Origin of the sequence: Sphingobacterium sp. 2149 (assembly GCF_031455655.1) — a bacterium.
Lineage (GTDB): Bacteria > Bacteroidota > Bacteroidia > Sphingobacteriales > Sphingobacteriaceae > Sphingobacterium.
The window spans coordinates 83,584-107,588 of record NZ_JAVDTD010000009.1 but is presented as its reverse complement, the minus strand read 5'-3'; the positions used below and the strand labels follow the sequence as shown (position 1 = coordinate 107,588).

20 protein-coding genes are annotated in these 24,005 nt (G+C 38.9%); 10 read left to right on the top strand and 10 right to left on the bottom strand.

The annotated features are described in order from the left end of the window. The first annotated feature begins 143 nt into the window (after positions 1-143). Positions 144-509, top strand: coding sequence for a VOC family protein (locus J2X77_RS14300; RefSeq protein WP_209574449.1), 366 nt, complete (start codon positions 144-146; stop codon positions 507-509). A gap of 62 nt (positions 510-571) precedes the next feature. Here J2X77_RS14300 and J2X77_RS14295 read toward each other — a convergent pair whose 3' ends face one another. From J2X77_RS14295 to J2X77_RS14285, 3 genes are all read right to left on the bottom strand, one after another. Beyond that, complete coding sequence (locus J2X77_RS14295; RefSeq protein ID WP_209574451.1) at positions 572-1,798, bottom strand: DEAD/DEAH box helicase; 1,227 nt, start codon at positions 1,796-1,798, stop codon at positions 572-574. A gap of 198 nt (positions 1,799-1,996) precedes the next feature. Beyond that, on the bottom strand, positions 1,997-3,184 hold the full coding sequence (gene nhaA / locus J2X77_RS14290; RefSeq protein ID WP_209574453.1) for a Na+/H+ antiporter NhaA: 1,188 nt from the start codon (positions 3,182-3,184) through the stop codon (positions 1,997-1,999). A 550-nt stretch (positions 3,185-3,734) separates the two neighbouring features. Beyond that, a complete protein-coding gene (locus J2X77_RS14285; RefSeq protein WP_209574455.1) occupies positions 3,735-4,715 on the bottom strand; it encodes a hypothetical protein in 981 nt (326 codons plus the stop codon). 274 nt (positions 4,716-4,989) lie between these two features. On the opposite strand from J2X77_RS14285, the gene J2X77_RS14280 reads away from it, so the two are divergent. Continuing rightward, positions 4,990-6,615: an ABC-F family ATP-binding cassette domain-containing protein gene (locus J2X77_RS14280; protein WP_209574457.1), complete on the top strand. Its 1,626-nt coding sequence runs from the start codon at positions 4,990-4,992 to the stop codon at positions 6,613-6,615. 135 nt (positions 6,616-6,750) lie between these two features. Here J2X77_RS14280 and J2X77_RS14275 read toward each other — a convergent pair whose 3' ends face one another. Further along, on the bottom strand, positions 6,751-7,737 hold the full coding sequence (locus J2X77_RS14275; protein ID WP_209574459.1) for an endonuclease/exonuclease/phosphatase family protein: 987 nt from the start codon (positions 7,735-7,737) through the stop codon (positions 6,751-6,753). A 203-nt stretch (positions 7,738-7,940) separates the two neighbouring features. Between J2X77_RS14275 and J2X77_RS14270 the strand changes: the two genes are divergently transcribed. The 3 genes from J2X77_RS14270 to J2X77_RS14260 are packed head-to-tail and all read left to right on the top strand — an operon-like array spanning position 7,941 to position 11,249. Continuing rightward, the gene (locus J2X77_RS14270) at positions 7,941-9,116 is read left to right on the top strand and encodes a glycosyltransferase family 1 protein (protein ID WP_310081252.1); all 1,176 of its coding nucleotides are present in this window, start codon (positions 7,941-7,943) and stop codon (positions 9,114-9,116) included. Next, on the top strand, positions 9,104-10,105 hold the full coding sequence (locus J2X77_RS14265; RefSeq protein ID WP_209574464.1) for a lysylphosphatidylglycerol synthase domain-containing protein: 1,002 nt from the start codon (positions 9,104-9,106) through the stop codon (positions 10,103-10,105). The genes J2X77_RS14270 and J2X77_RS14265 overlap by 13 nt, the downstream gene beginning before the upstream one ends. Further along, positions 10,092-11,249 (top strand): glycosyltransferase family 4 protein, encoded by a 1,158-nt coding sequence (locus J2X77_RS14260; RefSeq protein ID WP_209574466.1) that lies wholly within the window; start codon positions 10,092-10,094, stop codon positions 11,247-11,249. The genes J2X77_RS14265 and J2X77_RS14260 overlap by 14 nt, the downstream gene beginning before the upstream one ends. A gap of 39 nt (positions 11,250-11,288) precedes the next feature. Here J2X77_RS14260 and J2X77_RS14255 read toward each other — a convergent pair whose 3' ends face one another. From J2X77_RS14255 to holA, 6 genes are all read right to left on the bottom strand, one after another. Further along, a complete protein-coding gene (locus J2X77_RS14255; protein ID WP_209574468.1) occupies positions 11,289-12,518 on the bottom strand; it encodes a sterol desaturase family protein in 1,230 nt (409 codons plus the stop codon). A gap of 304 nt (positions 12,519-12,822) precedes the next feature. After that, positions 12,823-14,406 carry an MDR family MFS transporter gene (locus tag J2X77_RS14250; protein WP_209574471.1) on the bottom strand — a complete coding sequence of 528 codons (1,584 nt, stop codon included), beginning with the start codon at positions 14,404-14,406 and terminating at the stop codon, positions 12,823-12,825. 2 nt (positions 14,407-14,408) lie between these two features. Next, entirely contained in the window at positions 14,409-15,512 is a 1,104-nt protein-coding gene (locus J2X77_RS14245; RefSeq protein WP_209574472.1) for an HlyD family secretion protein, read from the bottom strand. A 14-nt stretch (positions 15,513-15,526) separates the two neighbouring features. Further along, the gene (locus J2X77_RS14240; protein ID WP_209574474.1) at positions 15,527-16,837 is read right to left on the bottom strand and encodes a TolC family protein; all 1,311 of its coding nucleotides are present in this window, start codon (positions 16,835-16,837) and stop codon (positions 15,527-15,529) included. Then, on the bottom strand, positions 16,827-17,444 hold the full coding sequence (locus tag J2X77_RS14235; protein WP_209574476.1) for a TetR/AcrR family transcriptional regulator: 618 nt from the start codon (positions 17,442-17,444) through the stop codon (positions 16,827-16,829). Before J2X77_RS14235 ends, J2X77_RS14240 begins: the two co-directional genes overlap by 11 nt. Before the next feature lie 206 nt (positions 17,445-17,650). Further along, positions 17,651-18,658, bottom strand: a complete 1,008-nt coding sequence (gene holA / locus J2X77_RS14230; protein WP_209574478.1) for a DNA polymerase III subunit delta — start codon at positions 18,656-18,658, stop codon at positions 17,651-17,653. 396 nt (positions 18,659-19,054) lie between these two features. On the opposite strand from holA, the gene J2X77_RS14225 reads away from it, so the two are divergent. The 5 genes from J2X77_RS14225 (at position 19,055) to J2X77_RS14205 (ending at position 24,004) form a co-directional block, all read left to right on the top strand. Continuing rightward, on the top strand, positions 19,055-19,516 hold the full coding sequence (locus tag J2X77_RS14225; protein ID WP_209574480.1) for a type I restriction enzyme HsdR N-terminal domain-containing protein: 462 nt from the start codon (positions 19,055-19,057) through the stop codon (positions 19,514-19,516). Positions 19,517-19,684: 168 nt separating this feature from the next. Further along, positions 19,685-20,386 carry an ATP-dependent Clp endopeptidase proteolytic subunit ClpP gene (clpP, locus tag J2X77_RS14220; RefSeq protein WP_209574482.1) on the top strand — a complete coding sequence of 234 codons (702 nt, stop codon included), beginning with the start codon at positions 19,685-19,687 and terminating at the stop codon, positions 20,384-20,386. A 2-nt stretch (positions 20,387-20,388) separates the two neighbouring features. Next, entirely contained in the window at positions 20,389-21,639 is a 1,251-nt protein-coding gene (gene clpX / locus J2X77_RS14215; protein WP_209574484.1) for an ATP-dependent Clp protease ATP-binding subunit ClpX, read from the top strand. A 124-nt stretch (positions 21,640-21,763) separates the two neighbouring features. After that, on the top strand, positions 21,764-22,597 hold the full coding sequence (locus J2X77_RS14210; RefSeq protein ID WP_209574486.1) for an AMP nucleosidase: 834 nt from the start codon (positions 21,764-21,766) through the stop codon (positions 22,595-22,597). A 243-nt stretch (positions 22,598-22,840) separates the two neighbouring features. After that, complete coding sequence (locus J2X77_RS14205; RefSeq protein WP_310081245.1) at positions 22,841-24,004, top strand: efflux RND transporter periplasmic adaptor subunit; 1,164 nt, start codon at positions 22,841-22,843, stop codon at positions 24,002-24,004. Position 24,005: the final 1 nt, after the last annotated feature.

Here is a 24,005-nt window from a genome sequence, read left to right as displayed (position 1 = left end):
GTGAAGAAGACATGTTGAAAATAAAAATGCGTATCATTTTCAGTAAAGCCTTATATTTATCAAACGGTTTGGCTTTTGATTCCCAATCCGTCAAAATAGATCAAACAATTTATTATACATTACATTAAATAGATATTTCCGTTATGAGCAATACCGATACTGAAAACAAATTTGTTAACCAGCAGATCCAATACCTTGAGTTTGTATCAAGTGACCTTGAACGTGCCAAAGCATTCTATACGACGAGCTTCGGTTGGGAGTTTACAGATTACGGACCGGAATATACATCTTTTGGAGGAAAATATGTTGACGGTGGCTTTATGCTCGGCACCCCAGTAAACGGCAGCATTCTTGTCGTTATCTATGCAGACGATCTGCAAGTTACGCGCGATCAGGTTATCCGTGCCGGCGGCACGATATTAAAAGATATTTTTAGTTTCCCGGGTGGAAAAAGATTTCAGTTCCAGGATCCTGATGGATATGAATTAGCCGTGTGGACGATAGAATAAAAATATACATTTCATTATAAAGCCCGCATATTCTTCTGATATGGGGGCTTTATAGTTTAAAACTAAGCCTTTTTAGCTTTCTGATGATTTTTATTTTTATTCCTACTGAAACGCTTCTTCTTATTCTGCGGATTTTTTTTACCAGGTTTGTAAGTAGGTCCCACTTCGAACCCATCCGGCAATGGTAGCTGTTCAATCGGGTAGCCTATTAAATTCTCAATCTGAGCAAAACGATTTTGATCTTTCTCATTGACAAAAGTAATAGCGGTTCCCGTGGTCGCTGCCCGAGCGGTACGCCCGATACGGTGAACATAGTCTTCCGGGTCTGGTGGAACATCATAATTAACGACCAAACTGATCCCCACAACATCGATACCACGAGAGATCACATCGGTCCCTACCAATACCCGAACTTGACGAGAACGGAATCTGCCCATGATATCTTCCCGTTTTGACTGTTCGAGATCCGAATGGAAACCCTCGGCATCAATTCCTTGCTTCTGTAATTCCTGAGCAAGAAGTTTGACCGTAGTTTTTTGGGATGCAAAAATAATAACCGATACATAGTTCGGATCCTTCAATATGGATTTCAGGAGCTCCATTTTTTGTTGATCATAGACAAGATATACACGTTGATCTATTCCTTCCGAAGGTTTGGAAATGGCAATATTGACTTCCACAGGATCTTGCAGGATTTTTCGGGCAAAGGACCTGATTTTCACTGGCATAGTTGCTGAGAACAAAAGCATCTGCTTTTTCTTCGGCAGATAACTTACAATACGTAAGATATCGTCTTGAAATCCCATATCCAGCATGCTATCGGCTTCATCCAATACAAAGTGCTTTAAATGAGTGAGATCAATCTTCATGGAGGTAAGATGGCTTATCAACCTTCCTGGGGTGGCTACAATGATATTTACCCCCTCCCGTATAGCGCGCTTTTGCTGCTCGTAGCCCATACCGTCGCCCCCACCATAGATGGCTATGGATGTTGCACCTGTATAATAAGACATGCCCATAATTTGCTGATCGATTTGCATAGCAAGCTCCCGGGTCGGAACAAGGATAATAGCAAGAATGGATTCCCTTGAATCCCGTGCTATCGCATCGAGGATCGGCAACATATAAGCCGCTGTTTTACCTGTACCTGTCTGTGCGCAGGCAATCATATCTTTTCCCTCTTTAATAATCGGGATGGTCTGTTCTTGGATCGGCGTAGCCTCCTCAAACATCATACTTTCTAAGCCTTCTTCCAAAGCTGGAACAAAGCCAAATTCATCAAATCTCAACGTATTGTTTTTATTGTTGTGCCCTAAATTACTAAATCTAATTCATAAAAGTCAAAATTAATACCTATAGCTCGTTATCTTCTTCCAAACAACGTCGCCATGGGACTAATCCACGCGGATAATAGGGATGAAGTTGAACAAAACAATTGTCCTGCCCACTATTGTAAGCCAGACATAGGACTATTTTTGTAGGTGAAATTAATCGGTAATTTGATTTTTGTTTGCAGATGACACGACACTCAAAACAGTATAACCGAGCAAGCCTGCGCAAAAAGAAGCGATCAGCACGGCAAACTTTGCTTCCTCAATTAATATGGTATCATCAAAAGAAAGTATGGAAATAAAGATGGACATCGTAAAACCTATTCCACCCAATAATCCTACACCAAAAATCTGCTTCCAGCCAGCTCCTTCAGGTAATTGTGCAATCTTCAGTTTTTTAGCAATGAAACAGATCAAGAATATTCCAATTGATTTACCAGCGATTAGACCAAGGATAATACCAATACCCAATTTTGAAGTCAATCCACCAATCATTTCGCCATGAATTGGAATCAGTGTATTTGCAAAAGCAAATAATGGAATGATAATGAAATTGACAGGCTTGGCCAACAGATGCTCCAGCTTTTCCAGCGGAGATTCTTCCGCGTCTGGTGTTGTTGGCAACGTCATGGCTACTAGTACGCCCGCTATTGTAGCATGAATACCAGAATGGTGCACAAAGTACCATATAAACAGTCCCGGAATTAGGTAAGCCCAGATGGCCTTAACACCCAATTTATTCAACAAAATCAAAAATAGAAAGATACCTATAGCAATAAATAAATAGGTCGCATGAATACCATTGCTATAAAAGATCGCAATCACCAATATGGCAAGTAGGTCATCAACAATGGCCAAAGCAGCCAAAAAGATCTTAAGACTGGCAGGAACTTTATTTCCAAGAAGCGTGATAACGGCTAAAGCAAATGCAATGTCTGTTGCCATGGGGATACCCCAACCATGCACAGTCGAGGCGCCCTGGTTCAATGCAAAATAAATAATAGCAGGCAGAAGCGCACCGCCAATTGCAGCTAATATCGGCAGGATTGCCTTACTCGGCGATGAGAGTTCGCCTTCCACAATTTCGCGCTTTATCTCGAGTCCTACCAACAAAAAGAAAATAGCCATCAAACCATCGTTGAGCCACAATAACCACGAATATTTTAAATGAATTTGCCCGCTATTAAAACCTACCTCCTGATTGAGAAATTTCATTACACTAGAATACAATGGCGTATTTGCTACGATCAAAGCTAGAATAACACAAGAAAAAAGGATAATTCCGCCCGCAAAGCTGGATTTTAAGAATTCCCTAAAGACAGTTAAATTGATAAGTTTTGACATGATTGAATATCTAAAAAATGCTCACAAAGGTTCACAATATACGATTTTACGGCCATTTATGGAATATACCCCCCTATTAATGCACATTCTTATTAAAGGGTTAACGAGTAATTATCTAAATTTTATGAGCAATAAATGAGCCGAGCACTTGAAATAAAAAAGATTTCATGGTAAGATGTTGGTGTTATCTATTAAAATTTATAAAAAGCGCAGTGATTTTACCAAATTAATTTGACTTTGTTGTAAAAAATACTTAGCTTGCTACTATAGTTAATAAACCGTTTATTATGTGCAAGAAGTGGATTTTCATGGTGCTTCTTTTCGTAGCAAATTTTACATATGCGCAGACGACAGAGGATAAAACCCAACATTCAGGTTCCCATTACATTATTTTAGCAATAATCGCTATTATTGTCATTGTTTATATATTGTACAGGAGGCAAAAGAGGAAATTTAATGAATAAGGGAGATCAAATGATCTCCCTTATTCATTAAATTTCCTCCCATGTGTCTCAAATCCCCTACCGATCTTTCAATACCTACCAAGCCCTTAATGCGGAATTGGCTCATTGGTTTGCGCTAACCGCTGCGATCCAGTATTCGCTGGACAAGCAATATCGTCCGTTGCATCGTACACGAGTTTCTTCCCATTCAACTTTGCAGTTAATTCCTGTGGGACATACACCTGCACTTTTGTCATTGAATACCCGCTTGGAAAATAACGGACATAATAACCATCGGGATGAAGCGTCCAAATTCCACTTGGCACATCCGCACGAGGTTCGGCCATACCGGCCATTATTGCATATTGCTCAAAGTCTCCATAGGAGTAATTTCCCGAAGATACCAATTGTCGAATATTATTTTCCGCTTCAAAGATGGTCTGAACCGCTGGAGGCATCTGGTCTTTGGCTTTTTGGACAACATCAAATGGCAACACACCGAGAGCCCCACCTTCCAAATGCAAAATTTGTTCAGCGGTTAGTAACTTTAAGGCTGTCTCTTTCACCGACCCCGAATAATCAATAAATTTAGTCTTCGCAATAATTGTCCACAATAACATCTGTATGTCCGACTGTGCTACTTCCGGGTGCTTTTCAGCACGCTTTAAAATGGCAATGACTACCTCTCTCTTTTTGCCCAGTGTAGGCGCATACATATAACCATCACCTTTTGAAGGTGCATAGGTACCCGCTTTCAAACAATAGCTCTTATTGGTCATTTCAAAATGTCCGGCTTCCAATATATAGCCATCACTTCCATTTCTTTGTAGATTTTCTAACGGTTTGTAAACTGCCGTATTTTGAAAATCGGGCATTTGCTCCCCTTTCCTATCGACATCTTCAAAACTGGTACGGATAGCTTCCGGTTCTTTCAGCAACTTGTCCAGCCCCAGCATCTTGCTTCCCTTTGAAGCAACAGCTTTGCTCGCTTTGTCTAATAGCCCTCCAAATTGAGCCGAAGCTCCTTGAGTATGAAAGATAAATGCAACAGCGAGGATAAAAACACTTTTTATTCTATTTCTTTTCATAATTGATTTCATTTCAGCTCTCGTCCACAAAAAAGAAGCCAATTTAAATCAAGAGCACTATAATTTGCAATTTATCCATTAAGTCGCATCGCAGCATATCGCGTTCCACATTTCATTTCAATGATTGTATTCCAGTCAGAAAATTTCACCGGAGACTATTTTTCCATAAGAGCTGTAAAAAGCTGATTTTTGTAATAGAATTATCTTAAATTTCTCCATACAACTGATGCCCTTGAATAGTTAAAAATACAATATTAAAACGTATCTTTGCAGCATGATTAATGTGTCAAATCTCTCGCTTCGTTTTGGTAAACGTATACTATTCGAAGATGTCAATTTAAAATTCACACCTGGAAACTGTTACGGTATTATTGGTGCTAATGGAGCAGGTAAATCTACTTTCCTGAAAATTATCTCCGGGGAGGTTGATCCTTCGACAGGTTCAGTGGCATTCACCCCGGGTGAACGCATGTCGGTATTAAGCCAGGATCACTATGCTTTCGATGAGTTTACTGTTCTTGAAACTGTTATGATGGGTAACCAAGAGCTTTACAAAATCATGAAAGAGAAAGATGCCATTTACATGAAAGAGGATTTCTCCGATGCCGACGGCGAACGTGCCGGCGAATTGGAAAGTCTTTTTGCTGAAATGGATGGCTGGAATGCCGAATCCAATGCTGCAACTTTATTGAGCAGTTTGGGGATCAAAGAAGAACTACACTACAAGTTGGTTTCTGAAATCGACGGTAACCAAAAAGTCCGCGTGCTCTTAGCGCAGGCATTATTTGGCAAACCTGATATTTTGATTCTGGATGAGCCTACCAATGATTTGGATATTAATACCATCGCGTGGTTAGAGGACTTCTTGGCAAGTTATGAAGCCATTGTTCTCGTGGTATCCCACGACCGTCACTTCTTGGATGCAGTATGTACACATACAGTGGATATTGATTTCGGTAAGATGACAATCTATACGGGTAACTACTCGTTTTGGTATGAATCTTCTCAATTGGCGTTAAAGCAACGTTCTGATCAAAACAAGAAAATGGAAGATAAAGTGAAAGAACTTCAGGAATTTATCCGTCGGTTCTCAGCAAATGCTTCTAAATCCAAACAAGCTACTTCTCGTAAGAAAGCATTGGATAAGATCAATATCGACGAGATTAAGCCGTCTAACCGTAAGTATCCTGCGATCATGTTCAATACCATGAATCGTGAACCGGGAGATCAAACGTTACATGTAGAGGGATTGAGCAAAACGGTCAATGGCGAGGTATTCTTTAAAGATATCACGTTTATGATTAATAAAGGTGATAAAATTGCTGTACTAGGTCCAAATTCACTGGTTACCACCGCATTCTACGATATCCTGACGGGTAGAGATACCGATTTTGGCGGTGAATTCAAGTGGGGTGTTACGATCACTCCTGCCGATATGCCAATTGAAAATGCAGAATTCTTTGAAGGTAAAAATGAAAATTTGGTCGACTGGCTCAGAAACTATACCACTAACCCAGAAGCAGACGAGCAATTTATACGTGGATTTTTAGGAAAAATGTTGTTCTCCGGTGAAGAAGTTATGAAGAAAGTATCTGTACTTTCTGGAGGAGAAAAAATGCGTTGTATGTTCTCTCGCATGATGCTTCAGGGCGCCAACTTCTTAATTTTCGATGAACCGACCAATCACTTAGATTTGGAATCCATTACCGCATTAAACAACGGTATGTCTGATTTTAAAGGGTCAATGTTGTTCACATCCCGTGACCACGAATTGACTGAAACGGTTGCAAATAGAATTATCGAATTGACACCAAAAGGTATCATCGACAAATTGATGACTTACGATGAATACATCAATAGCGATGTGGTAAAAGCCCAACGTGCAGAAATGTATAAATAAGATAATTTATCCCAATTTAATAAAGGCTCCATAATTTATTTTATGGGGCTTTTTTGATGGGCAATAAAAAAAGCACTGAAGGGCTCAGTGCTAATCGCGATTGATAGAAAAGATTTGAGAAAGTGCTGTTTGTAATTACTGAAATGAAGATTTGACCACGCGCCAGCCCAACTGTAGGGAGACAGCACAATGATCAGATAGATCCTGCCCGCGTTCGTTCTGAAAAAGCCTTTTTTGAACTTGATAATTCTTAGCCTCAAAGAGTAGATGATGATCATTGCGGTAATAAATCTTATCAATTCCTTCGCAATCTTCTGTCAATTCGAGCGCTGCTTTAGCTTCAAAATCATCCTGAAGACGAGGAATAATACCCTTATTCCGCAAGCTTACCCAAGCATCCACCAAACCTAAGTCCTGCTGAAAGGATCTGATGTTATCCAGCTCGTGTGCATAGTGTGCATTGAAGTCACCCATAATCAAAAGAGGTCTTCCAGCCGAGTACTTTTTAATATAGGTTTTCAACTGATTAATATTCTTCTGCCGGGCAACAGTCGCATTCTGATCATCCTGAGCTGTTGCATGTACATTATAAACATCTATAAATACTGCTTTGGCCAATTGAATTCGAGCATAAGAAAAACCTTTAGGGGTGAGACAATCTGCACCATTACAATCGGCCCAAGCTACGCGCTTAAATTCAACAATAGGGTATTTTGAAAGCGTACTTAGGCCGTCTCCAAAAGGTACTCCACCCATGTTTGCTGTGCGGTAACTGTGTTTATTTTCACTGTAAAGAAATTTGTTATAATTAAAGTCTTCTTGTACATTGACTATGTCAAATGCATTGATTCGTTTTCCGATGGACCTAATACTTGAAGAACGCTTGGCTACAGCACTGGAAATTAATTCAGGAAGACCAGCGATGTTGTATGTTAACAAATTGAGCCTTCCGTAAACCGCTTCCGGCATGTCCGCATACACCAAATTACTAAGCTTCGGTTGATGTTTAGGTTTCAACTTAAAACCCAGTATAACACCAGCAGACGCACAGATAAACAACAGGAGAATCTTTCGAAGATCCTTCGGTCTGATTTTTCTTTCGAACAATAGATTTAATAACATGGGCAGAATATTTTGTTCCTTCCAAATCTACCCTAACAACATTAGCTCAGTTCTCATTTACAATTAATTTTCCTTTTAATAATTATGCACAAATCATTAAAAACTAATAATTTATAAACACTATAATGACAAAAGATTAATACCGCCATAAAACATGCGTTAAAGCTTTCAGCTATTTTTATACAACCCCTAATAAGAATAACATGAGAAAGGTAGCATTCTTTACAGAAATACTCGTTGAGGATTTCGACGGAGCATCACGGACAATGTTTCAACTGATCAACCGTATCGATCAGCTGAAATTCAACTACTTCTTTATTTATGGTGGTGGCCCGGTACAATTTAGAAATTTTCAATCGTACAAGGTACCTTCATTCAAAATACCCGTCAATGACGATTATTGCCTAGCTATTCCACAGCTTATCAAAAAGAAACTTGAGCTCGCTTTAGATAAATTTGCTCCGGAAATAATCCACATTGCAACACCTTCCCTCTTAGGTTTCTTTGCCCTAAATTACGCCAAACGGAAGGGTATCCCTGTACTTACCATCTACCATACACACTTCATTTCATACATTGCCTATTATTTTAAAAATGTCCAACCATTGGTCAAACCAACGGAAAAATGGATAAAAAAAGCAATGAACAACTTTTACAATAAATGTGATATTGTTTATGTCCCAACCAAATCCATTCTAAATGAGTTGCGACAAATCGGTTTAAAACCAGAAGGACTAAAGCTCTGGCAACGAGGTATAGACACAGGCCTATTTACTCCCCATAAAAAGAATATCGCCTACATCCAGAATATCACACAGAATGACAAACCGACAATCCTTTTTGTCAGTCGTATTGTCTGGGAAAAAAATATCAAAACGCTTATTGAAATCTATCAACAAATACAGACACAAAATCTTGATTATAACTTCATTGTTGTCGGTGAGGGAACAGCGAAAACAATCGCGATGCAAGAGATGCCTCGAGCCATTTTTCTGGGAAAGAAAAATCATGAAGAACTCGCGGTTCTATATGCTTCAGCAGATGCTTTCGTCTTTCCTTCCGTTTCAGAAACATATGGTAATGTTGTTGTCGAAGCCTTAGCCTCTGGACTTCCTTGTGTTATCGCCGACGGGGGGGGGTCGGCCTCGCTAATCCAGCACGGTAAAAATGGTTTTAAGTGTCCTTCTGAAAATCCAACGGCCTATGTTCATTACCTCAAAAAGATCTTGTCTGACGCTAGGTTAACAAAGAATCTCGTTACCAAAGGTCTCTTGTATGTGGAGCCCTTGGATTGGAATAGTTTATCCGCTCGATATTTCAAAGACATTGAATTGATGGCAGAAAAAACACATACAATAGATTTGGCATGGGCAAATTAACACAACTAAGTAAACTAATCAAAGGTATCTTTCTGTTTTTGTCTTTAACCTCTATTGCTATATTTTTAGCTCAAAGCAATTTAACTGCATTAAAAAAAGAACTGTCATCCATGGGTTATCACTTCATCGTTATTCTTTTTACAACTTTTGCAGCCTATTCTTTCGGAACCTTAGCTTGGTGGGTTTGCTTGGGAGCCGCAAAAAAAAAGGTCAATCTGATCGAACTCTTTGCCATCCGCCAAATCGGTGAAACCGTTGGGTTATTTAACCCTACAAGTATTATTGGTGGCGATCTATTGAAAGCCGACTTGATTACCCGCTATAACATCCCCTTAAAAGAGGGATTAAATTCAGTAGCAATATCCCGAATTACCGCCGTACTATCTCAATTGACTCTTTTTCTGATCGCTATTTGCTGGTTGATACTATCTCCGTTAAAAAATGATGTTATATCTTACGCTGGCCCCCTGATCTATATTATCTGTATACTTTTGCTATTAGTGATGATTTTGATATTCTACTGGTTAATAGTTACAAAAAATCCTTCAGAAAACAAGGCTTCAACAGCAACAGTACTCGGAAAAGCAAAAGCACAAGTTCTGTCGCTACTTTTGACTGTAAAAGACTTTTATCGAAATCAAAATAAAACTTTCTGGTATTCTTATTTACTCTTTGTACTTCATTGGACTGTTGGCAGTCTCGAATTCTATTATATTTTAAAATTTTTGGGTGCCACTGTGCAGCCCATACATGGTTTAATACTGGATATGAGTGTCATCGTCCTGAAAAGCATCGGCGCTTTTATTCCCGGGCAGCTTGGCATTGAAGAAATTGCCAACAAGCTCCTACTTAGTATGGTTGGCATTACAGGGACCAGTATTTGGCTCAGCGTTTCTTTATTACGCCGCAGCCGACAACTCATCTGGTTATCCATCGGATTTATATTTTATCTATTCATCAAAAAGAAACCTGCGCATGTCTTCATCTGAAATAGAAATACTATTTGTCAGTCATAAATATCCACCAAATGTTGGAGGTATGGAAAAACAGAGTTTCGAACTGATCAACACGACAGCACTTTATTTGAAAGTACACACTTTAGTTTACGATAACAGCGAACCACTTTTAAAATTTTTCATTCAGCTAAATCGTCGCATTTTGGTTAAAATTAAGGATAATCCCAGCATCAAAATTATTCACTTCAATGATGGATTAATTGCATCCCTAGCCTCTTTTCACAAAGGCTACAACCATTTAAAGCGTGTTGTTACAATTCATGGATTGGATATAGTCTTTCCCCTTCGTTATTTTCAACGCAAAGTCATACCAAGGTTCAACACATTTGATCAGATTGTTGCTGTGAGCCAAGCTACCGCCGACGCTGCGAAATTACGGGGTATCAACCCCGCCAAAATTATTGTCATCCCCAACGGTGTAGATCCTATACAAATCTCTGCTCAAGTAAATGGTACAAAAATAGAAAGCAAACCCTACTTTATAACATTAGGACGACCTGTCAAAAGAAAGGGCTTTTCGTGGTTGATGCAGCATGTGATACCCGCTATTCAAGGTGATTTCAAATTACTAATGGTCGGCCCATTCGATCGCAGACCTCGTTGGAAGGAATACCTCTTAGATCTCTTTCCTAGTGGAATTAATCACCTCATCACTCTATTCTTAGGCTTTCCGACCGATCAACGTTTGATCCGAAAACTGTTGAAATCATATCCCGAAAAAATTGAACATCTTGGAAAAGTGCCCTTCGAACAACTTAAACACCTTTTGACCAACGCTCATGCCTTTTTGATGCCTAATATTGAAGTGTTGGGTGATATGGAAGGTTTTGGGTTAGTCTGTCTAGAAGCTTCTACCGCGGGAACTATCGTTGTTGCCTCCGAATTGGAAGGAATCACAAGTGCTGTTGCACATGATTGCAATGGTCTGCTTGTAGCAAGCAAAGACGAAAAAGCATGGATTGAACAGCTCCAAGCTATTTTAGACAACCCAGTTCATTATAAAAAACTCAGCCAACAATTTAAACAAAATACTTTAGCACAATATGGATGGGATATTATGGCGAGATCCTACTGTCAATCATTTTCTGATTTATGCAACAAAACCACAAATGATTGAGCGTGCGACTTCTAAATTTTAAAAACAACGTATATTGTATCAGCACCTTTCAAGACAAAGAACTTTCTTGTAATGGCTGGCCAGCCTTGTATAAAAAATCAATAGCGCTAAAACGCCACATCCCATTAATACAACACCCAAAGGTGAATAAAAAGTTAGGACAATGTACAGCGTAAATAGAAATAATCGAAGCACTTCAAGTGGAAAAACCCATCGTTCATGCTCTAGCAGTCCACCGATACAAATGACACTGCAGAGAATAAAACCGCCGCCGATAACGAGTTGTATCACTTGCTGATAATTCCCATAAAGCAAAAAGAAAAAAAGAAGGATCATCGTCAACATTGACTGAAAAAAAATATACCGGCTCAAGCCTCGTTTGTGAACTTGCGACTTAGTTCCAGCAAATATCCGTACTTCTAGCTCTTCGCGAATTTCTGGCTGTATGTCATCAGGGCGACCAAATATATTTCGCATCTTATTTTTAAATCCTTTTGCCCGCTGAAATGATAAGCCGATTTCAAATAGATAATGAAAATGTTGCCAAAGAAAAGTGTATCGATGAATAGGCTTAGTGAGACCATAAACACAAGGCTGCTCCTTTTGTTCCGAGATAAATGTTCCAAAAAGCTTATCCCAAATAATTAGGATATCCCCATAATTCTTATCCAAATAAATTTCGTTACTGCTGTGATGCACGCGGTGGTGCGATGGCGTGACGAATACCCGCTCCACGATTCCCAAATTCCCAACGGTCTGCGTGTGGGAGAAAAATGGATATACACCATGAACTAATAAAATAGTGGTCATCATAAAAGGCGGAAAACCCAAAAGAGGAATAAAAGCCCAAAATAGCGAACGAAAGACAGCCTGGAATATAGTAATGCGGGCTGCTACCGTAAAGTTATAATCTTCACTTTGGTGATGGACAACATGGGCGGCCCACAGGAGGTTTATCTCATGGCTGTATCGATGATACCAATACCAAAGGAAATCTGTAAATAGAAAAAGAATAATCCAGGTCCAAAGATTAGCTTCAATATGAAATAGCGCAAAGTTTTGGTACAGCCAAACGAAAAAAAAGTAAAATAAACTCACGGAAAACATATCACACATACGCTCCACGATACCAACATTGAGATTTGAGATGGATTCATCAAAAGAATAAAAACACTTCTGCTTTTTGAGGCTATACCAATATTCCAACAGCATCAAGATTAAAAATAATGGGATGATAAATGCCAAAAAATTAAGTTTCTCTGTATACATGCAGTTGCTATTTTTAAAATAAAAACTCTACCTGAATTACATTTCAGAAGGAATTATCCTTTGCTTCCTAAAAAGACGGGTTCTCCTAAACTAGTTTTTATTAAACAATCAATTTTAAATCAGGTTTTTTAATTGCAAATTTTTAGATTGACGAGGGCAACTGTCGGCACTACTAAACAAAAAGCGGAGTATAAAAAAAGTCCTCAAAAAATTCAAACACTTTTTGAGGACTTTTTATTACATGGATAAGTGCTGTTTAGGACAGGATACTCCTTTAAAACCAATGGACCTGAGCGATCTTGGACTAATGCACACTAGACATATCGATCTGCGTTTTGCCTTGTTTTATCATCAATACAAAAGGAACGCAAATCAAAAATACAACCCCTAAATACAGAAATACATCCATATAGGACAACACAGTAGCTTGCTTCATCACGTTTAGATCTAATATCTGATACGCTTTGGCCAAAGCTTCATTTGGTGCAAAACCTTTCGCCTGAAAGCTCATTTGCAATTGCTGTACACGCTGCTGCACATCAAACTTACTAGGGTCCAAATTACCAACTAGATCAACACGATGTTTTTGGGTATCCCGGGCGATAAAAGTCGTAATCAATGCAATTCCGAACGAACCACCCAATTGACGCATCATCCCTGTAAAAGCAGCACCTTCACCGATTGATTTACCTTGCAATGTCGATAAAGAAAGCGTCATAACAGGCACGAACAACAATCCCAATCCAACTCCACGTAAAATTAATGGCCAAAACATGTGCTCCGAACCCGTGTCATTCGTCATTAAACTGTACATCCAAAAACAGAAGCCAAAAAAGATACTGAGTCCTACTGCAACCATGTATTTTTGAGGTACACCATTTTGAATCATCTTACCAATAAACGGCATCATAATACCAGTCATGATCGAACTTGGTAACAACAGCAAACCAGCGTCTGTTGCTGTCCATCCTAATATAGACTGGGTATAAATCGGTATAATAAAAGTAGACCCGAACAGCCCAAAACCGAGTATAAAACTCATCACTACACCAACCTGCAAATTTTTATCTTTCAATACGCGCAGGTTGACGATAGGTTTATCATATACCAATTCCCGCCAGATAAAGAATAACAATCCAAAAGCCGATAAGATCGATAAGCCCAGAATTAAGGAGTCGTCAAACCAGTCATCCTGTTGCCCATGTTCCAATACAAATTGGAGCGATCCGATAAACATAACCAAGAAAATCATGCCGAACCAGTCCACTTCTTTGGCAGACTGTTTTTGGCTATATTTGGGACTGCGGACAAAAGACAACGTCAACAATGTAGCGATAATTCCCAGTGGCACATTAATATAAAATATGTACGGCCAAGAGAAATTATCGATAATATAACCACCCAGAGGTGGTCCTAATGTAGGCCCAACGATAACCCCCATCCCGTAGATCGCCTGAGCCATACTACGTTTTTCTTTGGGATAACTTTCCGTAATAATTGTTTGAGCTGTAACCAATAAGGCACCCCCACCCATCCCCTGTATAAAGCGAAAAGCGACGAGTTCCCACATATTGGTTGCGTTACCGCACAAAAATGAAGATACGGTGAATATGATAATAGAGGCAGCAAAATAATTTCTACGTCCAAACTGTTGGGACAACCAGCTGGTCATCGGAATTACAATAACATTGGCAATTGCATAAGCCGTTATCACCCATGCTACATCCGTTAACGTAGCACCCAACGAACCTTTCATATCGTTAAGGGCTACATTGACAATCGTGGTGTCCACAATTTCCAGCAGAGCACATAGCACTGCTGTAATAGTGATTACGACGCGTCGAAAACCATATTCAACCAGACTATCTTGTTGATTTAAATTTTCCATAATTATTGAACATGCACATCTACGTCAGCATTCATGCCCGGTCTGAGCAAAGCCACGTTTTCTGCTTTATTGTCTTTTGTCAATTTAATTTTTACTGGCAAACGCTGCACAGTTTTCACAAAGTTACCCGTGGCATTATCTGGAGGCAATAAAGAGAATCGTGAACCGGTAGCTGGTGAAAAAGAGTTTACTTCGCCTTCAAACTCGATATTAGGATAAGCATCCACTTTAATTCCAACCTTTTGGCCTGGTTTCATTTTTTCCAGCTGCGTCTCTTTAAAATTAGCTACAACCCAAGTTTCAATATTATCTACAATATAGAATAACGATTGTCCCGGATTGACCATCTGGCCTGGTTGCACCTTGATATTGGACACCTGGCCATCTACAGATGCGAGCACCGCCGTATAAGAGAGATTCAATTTAGCTGCTTCGAGCTGCGCATTCGCTCTCTTTATATTTGCCTCTGCAACAGACGTTTGTTTAGAAGCTACTGTTGTTTTACTAACGATTGCATTGCGTTGAGATGCACTTGCATTACGTTGTTGTTGCAAAATTTCAACCTGCTTGTCAGCTTCTAGCTTAGCGGTTAATGCTTGTTCATATTGTTGCTTCGTAATCGATTGGTTGTTGTACAAGTTTTGGTAGCGGATGTAATCATTATTCGCTTGCTTGGCACGAATACGTGCCGCTTCAATACTACCCAAATTAGATTGGATCGTTGCATCAGATATGGCTACATTCGCCGAAGATGCAGACACGTCCGCCTTTGAAACATCAAAACTGCTTTGAGCCGCTGCAAGTGCTGCTAAAGCCTCATCTACGCGAACCTGATAATCCTGGCTTTCAATGGTAAACAAGGTATCGCCTTTTTTAACCAAATCGTTATCCTTTACGTAGACTTTCGAAATGAATCCACCAACACGCGGAATAATCGGACTCATGTTTTTTTCTACTTGTGCGTCATCAGTCGTTTCGTGCGCCTGACCATGCAAGTATTTATAACCACCGTAAGCCCCACCGAAAATAACGAGTGCAGCCAAAACAATGGTGAATTTTTTATTTGTACCTTTTTTCTCAGGTGCGTTTTCTATTGTATTTTCCATGTCTAGATTAATTGCTATTTAATATTTAACGACCCATTTGCCAATAGAAGGTCATAGTATTTTTCGATTGTGTTTGCTTTGCTGATCGCAAGGTTTATTTTACTTTGAAGTTGCTGTACATCTGCTGTCAACAAATCATCTGTATCTGCAATACCGTTATCATACTTATCTTTGGTAATACGATAATTTTCAACTGCCTGATCCAGCGCCTGATGATACACTACATCCTGCTTTTGTGCCAACATGTAGTTTTCGTTCGCCTGCTGTACCTGAACTTTCACCTTGTCGTTTAATAGTTCAATATGTTCATCGATTTCTTTAATGCGATTTTTGGCGACATTAACCTCCCTTTTGTTCTTATAGAGCGAACCTATATCATACGATACCCCCACGCCTATCATCGCTGCATTAGTTACAGTAACCACCTTTTGAAGGCCAAAAGCATTGTAACCTGCCGTTGCAGAGACAGTTGGCATGGCAGCAGCTTTGGTTACTTTCAACTGATCTTCAACAACCAGACGTTGTGATTCCATAGATTTCACATCCGAACGGGTGCTTTTCGCAGCATCAAATGATGCTTTTAAGCCCAAATCAACACCCCTCACATCCGCTAGATTAATCTGATCCAATTGTGTATCTTCATCAATCTTCAGGAAATTAGCCAATTGATAATTCAATACCTTGATATTTTTCTGTGCTTCCTGAAGCGATACCTGATAGTTAGATAACTGCAACTCAGCTTTCAATAAGTCATTACGAGCGATCAATCCATTGTCTAACATCGCTTTAAAATCCGAAACCCGCTGCTCAGACTGCTTGATATTTTCTGCAATCAACAAATTGGTTTGCTGAGCCTTATAAAGGCTTAGATAAAGATTCACTGCGCGTATAGCCAATTGTTCCTTACTCGCTACAGCGTTGTATTCTTCGGCTTTCAATACATCTTTTGCAATGTCAATGCCTCCCTTAATCCTTCCGCCGGTATAGATCGGCAGGCTTACCGAAGCCTGCCCTAACCACAATTGATTCGCGGCAATATCCGGCGCAGACCCTTCCTCACCCAATGCCAACTTTAAATTCACATTTGGAGTAGTCATGGCCATGTATTGTCCTCCCAATTTTGCGTCTGGAAGTTGCTTTGATTTGGCAGTTTCGACTTCGAGCTGCCTTCCAAATACCTTGGTATCAGCAGACTTCGCTTCCACGCTTTGATTTGCGGCCAAGTGAATTATCTCTTCCAAAGTCATGTGCTTATTGTTTTGCGCCAATAAACCTATAGGACTTAAAAGCAATAAAGCACTTAAATTGGCCAACTTATTTTTCATATGTCAATAAAGCTTTAATTGTTTTCTGTATAAATTCTGTCAACGTTGTTTCTATATAATGTGCATAGTCTTTATCATTATCGATATGCAACTGATCCTGTAAAAAGCTATGGTTCATCTGGAAATTCATAAAAGTTCCCATCATCATCGAATGAATCAAGATCGGATCATACCCCGCCTTAAATACCCCCTGCGCAACCCCGTCATTGATGACAGCAGAGATCACTTCTAAATTGTGTAATTTGAGCTTCCTAAAAGCCTCAGATATAAGCATCCGCTGCTTTAGTGAACTTTCGATGGTAATAATGTGATATAGCTTTCGGTGAGAGTTCATCGATTTAATTGATCGATCCACCATCGCATCAATTTTATCCAACGCATGATCAATACCTGCAAGCTCATCCACATTGATCATGAAATCAGGAACACGCCATTCAAAGAAAGTATCCAATAGCTTGTCTTTAGAACCAAAATAATAGTTGATCATCGCCACATTGACATTAGCTTCATTAGCGATATCACGGACGGAAGTTCCATCAAACCCTTTTGTTGCAAAAAGACGCTCTGCTGCAAGGAGAATATCAATCTGTTTTTCGTTAAATTCCATTATAAACAATTATCCTTTTAAAGATACAATCGCATCTTAAGCAACGAAACTAACCTCATTGTTATTAAATGCGGGGCAAAGTTAAACAAACGTTTAATTTAAACAAATGTTTAATTATTAAATTTATGTAAAAAAAGACACCTTGTGGGGTGTCTTACAGCTGAGCAAGTTTGTTTGTCTGTTTGTTTAAAACTCCGTTAGGCTAGTTAATTGAGTATCCGATAGATCATCTCTTTGAGAATCTCTGCGCTATTAAAATTGCTGGGAACATGAACACCTTTCGATTTTAAATCAGTCTCTTTTAGAACATTGAGCACGTCGAAAGTTTTTCTACGATTGTAATTTCTCGCCGCAAGTTCATATTCTTTCAAAAAGAATGGATGTACACCTAATTCTTTTGCGGCAGCGGTCTTATCAATAAGATAATGATATTTTAGAATTTTAGTAAAGTAAGTCGCCACTTGACCAATGACCATAACCAAAGGATTATTTTTGGGATTTGCCACAAAATAGTCGACAATCTGATACGCTTTTAAGGCATTCCGTTTCGCTAATGCAGTATTTAATTCAAATACATTATAATCTTTGGAAATACCAATATTACGTTCGACGTCATCCATACTTACTTCCTGATTTTTGGGAACATTGAGCATAAGCTTATCCAGTTCATTGGATATTTTGGACAAGTCATTACCGAGATAATCAGCAATCAATACACTAGCCTGGGGATGAATACGCCAACCTGCCTCTTTCATGTAGGATCCAATCCACGGCGCTACCTTATCATCATACAGTTTAGCAGCATCAATCACTAATCCTGCTTTCTCGAACACTTTGTAAATTTTTTTACGCTTATCAAATTTGCCATGTTTATAGCAAAAAACAAGAATAGTAGTTGGTGTAAGATGCTCAAGGTACTTGGTCAACAGCTCTTCGGTATCGGACTTCCATTTTAACTCTTGAGCCTCTTTAATAATGATAACCTGATTATCGCTCATCATCGGATATCGTTTAGCCGAATTGACTATTGTAGACATATCAACATCCTTTCCATAAAAAATGGATTGGTCAAACCCCTTTTGTGCGTCGGTCAATACCGTCGCTTCAAGCGCATCAGCAATGGTATCGATAAAATAGCTTTCCTCCCCCTGCAATAGATATACGGGTTTAAAAGCTCTGTTTTTGATATCGGATAAGATCGGATGTATGTTCATATGTAAAAACTATCGACATTTTTTATTTTCTTCGGCCCCAATAAACACTTTTCGTACTGCCCCATGCAAATTTGAGATCTATTTTCGACAACTCCTAACGGTGCGCTTATGCATCTTCAATAAAATCTTCAAAATATTCAACCACGGGCATATATGAGAAGCAAAATTACAATTTTAATGGCAAATCAACCCGGAACTTCACAAAGTTATGCTTTTATATCGTTGTTCACTCCTTAGCGTAGCAGTAACTGACTGGTTTAAAACCGGTAAGATGCAGCGACCGAACTATCGTAGTACATTTATTTCTTTCCCCTAGAGACAGCAAGTTCATAAAAAACAGCATATTTCCGACCGAGGCAATTTATTAGTATTGCCGAAATTTTAGTATATTTGTTCATGTTTTCACCTACTCCACTGAACTTGCCTCCGTTTAAAGCTAAAATATCCAAAAAGAACAATGCGATTTATATCTTCGATGAGCTCAGAAAAAAGGATCTGGTGTTAACTCCCGAAGAGTGGGTTAGACAGCATTGGATAAACTATTTGTCAATCAGTAAAAATTACCCCAAATCACTGATGAATATCGAAGGCGGATTAAAACTAAATAACCTTCAGAAACGAAGTGATCTGTTAATTTACAACAGCAATGGACATAAGGTCGTTTTGGCGGAATTTAAGGCACCAAATATAAAAATTACCCAACAAGTATTTGAGCAAATCGCAAATTATAACACCGTTCATCGCATCCCCTACTTAGTAGTGAGCAACGGCATAAATCATTACTATTGTAAAATTAATTTTAAGACTGAGTCCTATGAATTTTTAGAAGACCTCCCCAGCTACAATGAAATTGGCTAAGGAGCTATGCATGAAACACATAAAAAATAACCTAGTCTTTACCTTATCGCCAGACGGTGAGTGGAGCTAATAAAAAAATGTAAAGTAGATGTAAAACATCTTTTCAATTTATTTGATTTATAAAATATAGTTTTATATTAGTCCTACAGAACAGAAAAAAATAAAAAGATGAATATAGATAAAAACGAATTCAGAAAATATGCAGTAAAGCATCACCGTATTGGAAGTCAGCACGTTGACAGCTTCATCGCTCGCACAGAGACAAGCATTCCTACAAACCTTACACCTTACATTGTTGAAGAACGTCAATTGAACGTTGCACAGATGGATGTATTCTCACGTTTGATGATGGATCGCATCATATTTTTAGGTAGCGGTATTGATGATCAGGTGGCCAACATTATTCAGGCACAACTTTTGTTTTTACAGTCTACCGATGCACAACGAGATATCCAAATCTACATTAATTCCCCAGGCGGGAGTGTGTATGCTGGGTTAGGGATTTATGATACTATGCAATATATCACTCCAGATGTAGCAACAATCTGTACAGGTATTGCTGCTTCTATGGGAGCTGTGCTTTTGGTTGCTGGTGCGAAAGGGAAACGTGCAGCGTTACGTCATTCACGCGTCATGATTCATCAACCATCTGGTGGTGCTCAGGGCGTCGCAGCTGATATGGAAATCAACTTACGTGAAATGATGAAATTGAAAGAAGAATTATACACCATTATTTCAGATCATTCTGGACAAACTTACGAATGGGTAGAAAAATCTTCTGACCGCGATTACTGGATGAAAGCCAATGAGGCGAAAGAATTCGGTATGATTGATGAGATTTTACTTCCTAAGAAGGAGAATATTAAATAACAATGGCAAAGAATAACGATAGAGACATTCATTGTTCGTTTTGTGGGATAAGCAAAAATGAGGCTCAGATGCTCATTGCGGGCAACGGTGCACATATCTGTGATAGATGCATCCAGCAGGCGGGCGAAATCTTAGCAGAAGAATTAAAACAACGAAAAAGCAAAACATTACAGACTGCCTTAAAGTTGATCCGACCTTTTGAGATCAAAACTCACTTGGATCAATATGTGATCGGTCAGGATGATGCAAAAAAAGTAATTTCGGTAGCAGTTTATAATCACTATAAACGGTTAAATCAGAAAGTGGATAAAGACGAAATTGAGATCGAAAAATCGAATCTAATTATCGTGGGAGAAACAGGTACTGGTAAAACATTGTTAGCAAAGACAGTTGCGAAGATATTAAACGTACCATTCTGTATTGTAGATGCGACTGTACTGACAGAGGCAGGTTATGTTGGCGAGGATGTAGAAAGTATTTTGACACGCTTACTTCAAGCAGCAGATTATGATGTAGCTTCGGCAGAGCGCGGAATCATCTATATCGATGAAATAGATAAAATTGCACGTAAAAGTGACAATCCTTCCATTACGAGAGATGTATCAGGTGAAGGTGTTCAACAGGCTTTGTTGAAGATTCTCGAAGGTACAGTGGTTAACGTTCCACCTCAGGGCGGCCGTAAGCACCCTGATCAAAAAATGATCGCGGTAAATACTAGTAATATACTCTTTATCTGTGGCGGTGCATTTGATGGTATTCAAAAGAAAATTGCAAACCGTTTACGTACACAGACTGTAGGTTATAAAATGAATGAAGACGAAGAGGAAATCGATTTGAACAACTTATACAAATATATTACTCCTCAAGACTTAAAGAACTTTGGTTTGATTCCAGAGCTAATAGGGCGTCTGCCAGTATTGACTTATCTAAATCCGTTGGATAAAGAAACTTTACTGAGTATCTTGACTGAACCCAAAAACGCATTGGTTAAACAATATAAGAAGTTGTTTGAATATGAAGGTATCGAACTAAAATTTGATCCTGATGTTTATACCTTTATTGTCGATAAAGCGGATGAATTCAAACTCGGAGCTAGGGGTTTACGCAGTATCTGTGAAGCCATTATGCTGGACGCGATGTTTGAGATTCCATCAACAAAAGAGCAGACGGGACAGAAAGCTTTGGAAATCACTCTGGACTACGCGAAGAAAAAATTCGAGAAGTCCGATTTGAAAAAGCTTAAAGTCGCTTAAAAAAATCCCGTTCAGCTGAACGGGATTTTTTTTTAAAGAATTAAAAATCTTATATTACAATAATAATAACATACACATAATGGAATGTTTATAGGAATATAAGAGATTCGAGAAACTAAATTTAATGACTATGACAAAAAAGAAAAGTGCCAAAAGTACAGTAAATAGTCCGATAACACCAGGTTTAAAAAGTAAAGAAGAAATTGTAAACAATTGGCTTCCCAGGTATACTGGAAGACCGTTAGAAGAGTTTGGAGAATACATCCTTTTGACAAACTTTTCAAAATATATACAGCTGTTTTCTGAAATGCATGATAATGCGCCCATCTACGGCGAAGATAAACCAATGCAGTCGGTCACCGATGGCGGAATCACCATCATCAACTTCGGTATGGGAAGCCCCATGGCCGCAACGGTTATGGATCTATTATCAGCCATTGCGCCAAAAGCAGTACTATTCCTGGGTAAAACGGGTGGGATCAAGAAAAAGATTCCTGTGGGTGAATTGATTTTACCTATTGCTGCTATCCGTGGCGAAGGAACATCGAATGATTATTTTCCGCCCGAAGTGCCCTCCCTGCCTGCCTTCGCTATGCAAAAGGCTATATCAACTACAATAAGGGATCATCAGCGGGATTACTGGACAGGAACGGTATACACCACCAATAGACGAGTTTGGGAACATGATAAAGCCTTTAAAAAATATTTGAAATCAATCCGTGCCATGTGCGTTGATATGGAAACAGCAACGATATTCAGTGTAGGTTTTGCCAACAAAATTCCTACCGGTGCTTTACTGCTCGTTTCGGATCAACCAATGGTTCCAGAAGGAGTCAAAACGTCTGTCAGTGACGTAACCGTTACGGCGAAATATGTAGAAGCGCATATTAGCATAGGAATTGATGCCTTAAAACAACTTATTAATAACGGGCTGACCGTAAAGCACCTTAAATTTTAGGTTTCTATCTCAATAACATCATATTTTCCTAAGGGAGAAAATATGATGTATTCCTTCCCCTAAAAACTTCATTATCAAATACCTGAAACTATTAATCATTAATATTGGTTAATAATTGAACAATAATTAACTCCAATTGGAGATGTTAACAAATGTTAATCTTCACAATAATTAAACTATTTGACGTTTATATTGTAATATTCATATTACACACACATATATCGTAAAAATTAATCAATCATTGTGAAGAAAAAAACATTATCTATTTTTAACGTATCTCTATTGATTTGTTCAGCCTTAGCCACTCAGGTAAGTTGTTCTTCAAGTTCTTCAAAAGAAAATAAAAGCAAAGAAAAAAGCGTCGCCTTACCGGTTTATACCGTAAAGAAATCAGATGCAATTACCATCAAGGATTATTTGGGGACAATCGAAGGTAAGGTTAATGTAGAAGTTCGCCCCCAGGTCGAGGGATTACTTCAGGAAATTTATGTTGATGAAGGTTCTTTTGTACAAAAAGGCCAAAAGCTATTTAAAGTTGATCCTTCCACCTATCAGGAAAACCTGAATAACATGATCGCTACAGAACAGGTCGCTAAAGCCAAACTTAAAAACGCACAACTTGAAGTAGACCGATTGAAACCGCTCGTTCAAAATGATGTTATTTCGGACGTCAGACTTTCTTCTGCCAAGTCAGATTATCAAGTTGCCAAGGCAACACTCGACCAAGCTATCGCGGCCGTACGCTCGGCTCAGATCAGTAAGGATTTTACCGTTATCACAGCACCGGTAAGCGGTTACATTGGCCGGATCCCAAAGCGTATCGGGAATTTGGTATCGAAGGGAGATAAAGAACCCCTCACCTATCTTTCCGATATTCAGGAAGTGTATGTTTATTTTTCCATGAATGAATCTGATTTTCTGTATTTTTCAAAAGCTCAGGCAAAAAAAGATAGCTTAGAAGGTAAGAAATACAACCAGAATCAAAAACTTGTATTTCCCGAGGTGACTTTAGTTCTCGCAGATGGTGAAGAATATGCGAAAAAGGGTATAGTTGATGCGGTCAATGGCCAAATCAACCGTACCACGGGAGCAATCTCCTTACGCGCTACCTTTCAAAATCATGATAACATTCTCCGATCTGGAAGCAGCGGTACGCTTAAAATCGCTGAGATTAAGAAAGATGTTCTTCAAATCCCTCAGATTGCTGTAAACGAATTGCAAGATAAAACCTTTGTCTATATATTGGACCAAAACAATAAGGCACAGAAACGAAATCTCCAGCTTTCGGGCAAAAGTAAAAACAACTATATCGTCTATTCAGGTTTAAAGGAAAACGATCGTGTTATTACTAGCGGCTTTGACAAATTGACCGACGGTTCACCGGTAACCCCAATTTTACAGAAATAAT

Excerpts from the sequence above, each read along its gene's own strand:
- J2X77_RS14300 (WP_209574449.1), top strand. The coding sequence starts at position 144 with ATGAGCAATACCGATACTGAAAACAAATTTGTTAACCAGCAGATCCAA.
- J2X77_RS14225 (WP_209574480.1), top strand. The coding sequence starts at position 19,055 with ATGTTTTCACCTACTCCACTGAACTTGCCTCCGTTTAAAGCTAAAATA.
- J2X77_RS14210 (WP_209574486.1), top strand. The coding sequence starts at position 21,764 with ATGACTATGACAAAAAAGAAAAGTGCCAAAAGTACAGTAAATAGTCCG.
- holA (WP_209574478.1), bottom strand. The coding sequence starts at position 18,658 with ATGAACATACATCCGATCTTATCCGATATCAAAAACAGAGCTTTTAAA.
- clpP (WP_209574482.1), top strand. The coding sequence starts at position 19,685 with ATGAATATAGATAAAAACGAATTCAGAAAATATGCAGTAAAGCATCAC.
- J2X77_RS14270 (WP_310081252.1), top strand. The coding sequence starts at position 7,941 with ATGAGAAAGGTAGCATTCTTTACAGAAATACTCGTTGAGGATTTCGAC.
- J2X77_RS14245 (WP_209574472.1), bottom strand. The coding sequence starts at position 15,512 with ATGGAAAATACAATAGAAAACGCACCTGAGAAAAAAGGTACAAATAAA.
- J2X77_RS14280 (WP_209574457.1), top strand. The coding sequence starts at position 4,990 with ATGATTAATGTGTCAAATCTCTCGCTTCGTTTTGGTAAACGTATACTA.
- nhaA (WP_209574453.1), bottom strand. The coding sequence starts at position 3,184 with ATGTCAAAACTTATCAATTTAACTGTCTTTAGGGAATTCTTAAAATCC.
- J2X77_RS14285 (WP_209574455.1), bottom strand. The coding sequence starts at position 4,715 with ATGAAAAGAAATAGAATAAAAAGTGTTTTTATCCTCGCTGTTGCATTT.
- J2X77_RS14240 (WP_209574474.1), bottom strand. The coding sequence starts at position 16,837 with ATGAAAAATAAGTTGGCCAATTTAAGTGCTTTATTGCTTTTAAGTCCT.
- J2X77_RS14265 (WP_209574464.1), top strand. The coding sequence starts at position 9,104 with ATGGGCAAATTAACACAACTAAGTAAACTAATCAAAGGTATCTTTCTG.
- J2X77_RS14255 (WP_209574468.1), bottom strand. The coding sequence starts at position 12,518 with ATGTATACAGAGAAACTTAATTTTTTGGCATTTATCATCCCATTATTT.
- J2X77_RS14250 (WP_209574471.1), bottom strand. The coding sequence starts at position 14,406 with ATGGAAAATTTAAATCAACAAGATAGTCTGGTTGAATATGGTTTTCGA.
- J2X77_RS14260 (WP_209574466.1), top strand. The coding sequence starts at position 10,092 with ATGTCTTCATCTGAAATAGAAATACTATTTGTCAGTCATAAATATCCA.
- J2X77_RS14235 (WP_209574476.1), bottom strand. The coding sequence starts at position 17,444 with ATGGAATTTAACGAAAAACAGATTGATATTCTCCTTGCAGCAGAGCGT.
- clpX (WP_209574484.1), top strand. The coding sequence starts at position 20,389 with ATGGCAAAGAATAACGATAGAGACATTCATTGTTCGTTTTGTGGGATA.
- J2X77_RS14275 (WP_209574459.1), bottom strand. The coding sequence starts at position 7,737 with ATGTTATTAAATCTATTGTTCGAAAGAAAAATCAGACCGAAGGATCTT.